Raw genomic sequence first — 1418 nt, 5'->3', positions numbered from 1 at the left:
GCGCGTTTTTATAATCATTCAAAGTAAGGTTTTTTTAGCCACCTAACAAGCTAATTGCTGCCTGTGGAACCTGATTTGCTTGCGAAAGTATTGATGTGCCCGCCTGCTGTAATATCTGGTTTTTAGTCATCTCAGCAGTTTCAGTAGCAAAATCGGTGTCTTGAATACGACTACGTGATGCCGATACATTTTCTTCAATGTTTGCAAGGTTGTTAATTGTAAAGCTAAATCGATTTTGAACTGCACCCAATCCAGCTCGTTGTGCATCGATGTTAGCAATTGCATTATCAATAACCGACAAAGCATCTTGTGAACCTTTTTGACTAGTTACATCAATATCAGCAGCATTTTCTAATTTACTTGTGACTGTATCCGTATCACTTGTAGCAAGCGATGTATCATCGGCCGTTACGTTAAAAGTTTCTGAAGAGTTCAATTGAATCCCCCCAGCTATGGTCGTAGAATCAGCCACACCACTAACTAATGTAGCTGCAGTCCCATTTACACCATTATAGCTTTGACCTGTCAGTGTTATTGAGCCGGAAGTAACTGTACCGGTTGCATCAGCACTTTGATAATCGACTATTTCAATATCTTCACCTTGATCATTATTAAGTGTGAAAACACCGTTCTCAATTGTTGCTGTAACACCATGCTCATCTGTAGCAGAGTTGATAGCTTCAGCCATTGCAATCTGATCATTAGCGGCATTACCTGTACTACTAAATGCTACTTTCTCACCATTAAGAGTAAAACTAACAGTCTCATCAGCAGAAGACGTTACAATAGCGACACCTGCTGTTGTTCTTGCTTGTGCAGTGACGCCTGTGTTAGATGTATATTGATTAATAGCTGCTGCTGCTTCTTTGGCACTAGCACCGGCTGTTATATCTACAGTAGACGCAGCGTCACCCTTACCTGCTATTACATAAGTTCCACCAGCAACACCGTTATCAGCAGCAACGGTGGCACTTGCAGGAGTTGCTCCACCATAACCACCTACCAGGCTTGTATCTAAAGCTTGAAGATTAACTTGGTTAGCACCAATCTTCTCAGCAGCAACACTTGAGAGTGACACGTTGATGGTTTCGTTAGCATTAGCACCTACCTGGAAGGTTTTACTACCGTAGCTGCCATCTAATAATTGTTGGCCACCAAATGAAGTGGTATCGGCTATACGCGTTAACTCGACCTGAAGTGCTGATACTTCTTTCTGCAGCGCTTCTCGATCTTCTGTTGAGTTTGAACCATTTGCAGCTTGCAGGGCAAGTTCACGCATACGTTGAAGTATGTTGGTCGACTCACTCATTGCGCCTTCAGCTGTTTGCGCCATCGAAATACCATCATTAGCATTTCGCTGAGCAACGGCTAGGCCATTAATTTGTGACGTCAATCTGTTTGAAATTTGTAGACCTGCG

At 42.7% G+C, this 1418-nt stretch carries 1 protein-coding gene; it reads right to left on the bottom strand.

Translation table 11 applies throughout. The features are described 5' to 3' along the window. Positions 1-34: 34 nt before the first annotated feature. Positions 35-1418 (bottom strand): flagellin (locus tag H5072_RS19450; protein ID WP_182694508.1); only part of this gene is annotated, 1384 nt, incomplete at its 5' end.

The organism is Pseudoalteromonas sp. SR45-5, assembly GCF_014163565.1.
Taxonomy (GTDB): domain Bacteria; phylum Pseudomonadota; class Gammaproteobacteria; order Enterobacterales; family Alteromonadaceae; genus Pseudoalteromonas; species Pseudoalteromonas distincta.
Note: the sequence above shows the minus strand (reverse complement) of the source record. Positions and strands in the feature narration are given on the sequence as shown.